This is a genomic window from Pseudomonas sp., assembly GCF_049590575.1.
Lineage (GTDB): Bacteria > Pseudomonadota > Gammaproteobacteria > Pseudomonadales > Pseudomonadaceae > Aquipseudomonas.
Genome location: NZ_JBAWDE010000078.1, coordinates 1 through 3,596, shown reverse-complemented (window position 1 = coordinate 3,596; position 3,596 = coordinate 1). Strand labels below are relative to the sequence as shown.

Below are 3,596 nucleotides of genomic sequence, written 5' to 3'. Positions count from 1 at the left end.
CTCGCTGAACACCCTCCACCAGCTCGATGGGAACCGAAGCTCCGGTGGTGAGAATCTTTCGCAGATGCGGAATCTTCTCCCCGCGCTCGGTGCAGTATTTCACCAGATTTCGGACCACCGGAATTTGCATGAACGCCACGGTGGGTTTTTGCTCGCGAATGATATCGAACAGGCAGGCCGGATCGGCATCGCGGGGATAGCGCGGATCCATGTCCGGCGTAATTACAGTAGCGCCGGAACCTACAAAATAGATGGCAAACGCAGGATGGCAGGCCAGGCAGATCTGCTGGGGTCCGATGCCCAGCGACTCCTGCATGATTTGAATGATGGCCGCGCCATTCGCGTGGGTATAAACCACGCCTTTGGGAGCGCCCGTGCTTCCCGTAGTGAATACGATGGCCATCGTATCGTTTGCCAGCGTGGGCGCGCTGGGGAACGGCTCATCTTTCGGCAAGCTCGGCAAGCGTAGAAAAGACTTGAGCGTGGGTCCACCCACCGGTGAAAAACCGCCGATGGTGACCGAGCGGGTGATGGAGCGAAAAGCTTTGCGATGCAGAATCCGAAGCGCATGCACCAGGGGAATGCCGACCAGCACATTTGGCCGGATATCCTCTATGGATTTCAGTTTCTGTTCCTTGCTCGCGCCTGGATCCACCACCAGCGGGATGGCGCCCACGTGCCAAAGCGCCAGAAAAACCGGCACCAATTCCAGGCTGGGCTTCATTAGGATCACCGCCAGATCCCCCTGCCGGATATTCGATGCCTGGAGCCCCCGAGCGTATTGTTCGCCCAGTTCCCGGCAGCGGCCGAAGGTTAAAGACTGGTAGCGATGCGCAGGCCCGCCCTTTTCATGGTGCGCTACCACTTGAATGGTATCGGCCGGGCGCGGAGCCGCCAGGGTGGCGAATTCGCGCGCCAGATTCAGCCGCGGATTCTCGCCTACTGGCATCGGTTCGGTGGCTCTGCCAACTGCTTCAATCATCTTTTATCCGGCATCTCTTACCCGCCGATTCCATCCGGCAACAGTGGCGCGCGATCCCGCTTGAGATACTTCTCCACCAGCGCCACGAGGCCACTTGCCAGATATTCTAAGTAGAGAAATGTCCAGATCGTCGATTGCTTCAGATGACGATTGGGTCCCCAGCGCCACCACATGCGAACCAATGTCCACCGATCCGCGTGTCGCCAAGACCTTTCGTTTTGCGGGTTATCACTCATTCGTCACTCTCACCATGGCTGTCGCCGGTAGCGGTCGATCGGCCATCGTGATTTTTCGATCACTCCATCCGTATTTAGTAGAGTGTAGCATTCCCGCAGCTGACAGGATTTCCTATCTCGTACCGCCCAGCGCTTTGTCGTACTGGAACTCATGAACCTAAAAGCGTACGTCTAACGTTTGTTTGTTGCTTTACAACCTGGAACTCGGTGCTACTATTCATAAGAATCATTCTTTTTGAGCCTTTTTGGGATGGAGCTCTTTGGGCACCAGGGAACTGTGTCCACCTATCCGCGGGCCACACAGGGAGGAATTATGTTCGGACGGAATCTTACGCTTACGCTTCTAACAATGAGTGCAGCCTTTCGATTGGCTGCCGCTTCCACGGCAACCGACCAGGCCACTCACGCCAAACTGGCAGCTCAATATCTAAAGCAGCCGATGACCTTCGAGTTGAACGAGGGTCAGAGTGATCCGCAAGTGAAGGCTCTTTCACGCGGTTCCAGATACGGTCTTTTTCTCACGTCCAATGAATCTGTGTTTGTGGTGTCACCGGGCAAACATGAGTCCGTGGTCCGAGTGCGGACCTTGGGATCGAACCCGGCGGCCAAAGTCAGCGGCGTGGACCGTCTCGATTCCATCTCGAACTACTTCGTAGGCAAAGATCAATCGAAATGGCGCAAAAATGTAGCCAATTATGGGCGCGTGAAGTACGACTCCATTTATCCCGGCATCGACCTGATCTACTACGGAAATCAACAGCAACTCGAATATGACTATTTAGTTGCCCCGGGCGCAGATCCGAATTCCATCCGGCTGGGTATCGAAGGCGTGCGTAAACTTCGCATCGATCGCAATGGCGACTTGCGCCTCGAAACAAAGTACGGTGCAATCTATCAGCACAAGCCGGTCATCTACCAGCAGATCAATGGTTCGCGGCGTGAGATTGCCGGCAGTTTCAGCCTACGCGGGAATCAGGTTTCTTTCAAACTGGGGGATTACGATCACAGCCAGGAGCTGGTAATCGATCCCTCGCTCGCGTTCTCGACTTATCTTGGCGGAAGCGGCGGCGATAACGGCAAGGCTATTACAATTACCACTGCGACCGGCCTGACCATCGTGGCAGGATCCACTGCTTCGGCGAATTTTCCGATCGCCCCAGTGCCTACGTGTCCGGCCATGCCCATCTGTACCACCACTGGCGTTACCAGTTATCCTTATACCGGTGAAACCGACGGGTTCTTGGCAACCTTCAATGCTGGTGGCGGAAAGCTGTATAACTCCACTTACATTGGCGGCACTGGCGGTTTGAACGTGGTAAACGCCGTCGCGATCGATAACTTCGAGGTCCCCGCCATCATATACGTCGCCGGTTACACCACGTCCACGGATTTTGACGTCGTGAACGCTGCACAAGCAACCAGCGGCGGCGGCGTTGACGCTTGGGTTTCCGGAGTGCTGTTGCAACTGACCATCACCAGTTTTGCGCCCCCGGGAGGCCAGATCAATACTTCGATCGGTTTCGCCACGTACCTCGGTGGCAGCGGCACCGATGAGATCACCGGCATTGCCATGGATCAGGCGACCAAGGACCTGTTCGTCACCGGCTATACTACCTCGAAGAACTTTCCCATCAAGGTGGGCGCTGGGAAAACGGGAGTGCTGCAGAAGACGTTTTCCGGAACCCAGGACGCCTTTGTGGCACGCTATGCCTCAGGATGTAACGCCGCGATGCAAAATATCGATGGCTGTACGCTCGAAACGACGCCTTCCGGCACGCTGCTGTTTTCGACTTACTTAGGAGGAACGGGCACAACTACAGGTAACGCGATCGCGGTGGGCCTCAACAACCCGACTCTAGCGGACCCGGTTCTGGTGGCGTATATTGTCGGCACCACCACTTCCACCACTCTTGGCGAGGTTGAGAAACCTGGCGATGAGCCTGCTGTCAGCGCGGCCACCGCGGGGACCAGCGAAGCGTTCCTGGTGTCGATGACCCAGCTGGGGACCGTACTCAATTTCACGGACTTGATCGGTTCTTCAACCACTACCACCGTGGGCAATGCTGTCACGCTGGACGTTTCTGGAGACATTTACATCACCGGCGACACGAACGATTCCGCCCTGCCGCTAGTAAACACTGTATTTAAGAAGTACCAGGGCGATACCGATGCTTTCATCGGTGAGTACGGCTACGGCGGCGGGACGCACCTTCTCACTTACTATGGCGGCAAAGCCTTCGATCAGGCGTACGGGATAGGCGTCTGCACCATCACATCGGAATCAAGCCCCGACTGTGCAAGCGCGCCTGGAACGGATCCGGTCACCAACCTTTTCATCGCGGGCGAAACAACAGGCTCGTTTTATATCACGTCAGGGG

At 56.1% G+C, this 3,596-nt stretch carries 3 protein-coding genes; 1 reads left to right on the top strand and 2 read right to left on the bottom strand.

The window, feature by feature from the left end:
• Together WBR57_RS06255 and WBR57_RS06250 are read right to left on the bottom strand one after the other, a co-directional pair.
• The coding region (locus WBR57_RS06255) for an AMP-binding protein (RefSeq protein ID WP_424083085.1) at positions 1-982 on the bottom strand (982 nt) is incomplete at its 3' end.
• A 17-nt stretch (positions 983-999) separates the two neighbouring features.
• On the bottom strand, positions 1,000-1,218 hold the full coding sequence (locus WBR57_RS06250) for a hypothetical protein (RefSeq protein ID WP_424083084.1): 219 nt from the start codon (positions 1,216-1,218) through the stop codon (positions 1,000-1,002).
• Positions 1,219-1,567: 349 nt separating this feature from the next.
• Between WBR57_RS06250 and WBR57_RS06245 the strand changes: the two genes are divergently transcribed.
• On the top strand, positions 1,568-3,596 hold a 2,029-nt coding region (locus WBR57_RS06245; RefSeq protein WP_424083083.1), incomplete at its 3' end, for an SBBP repeat-containing protein.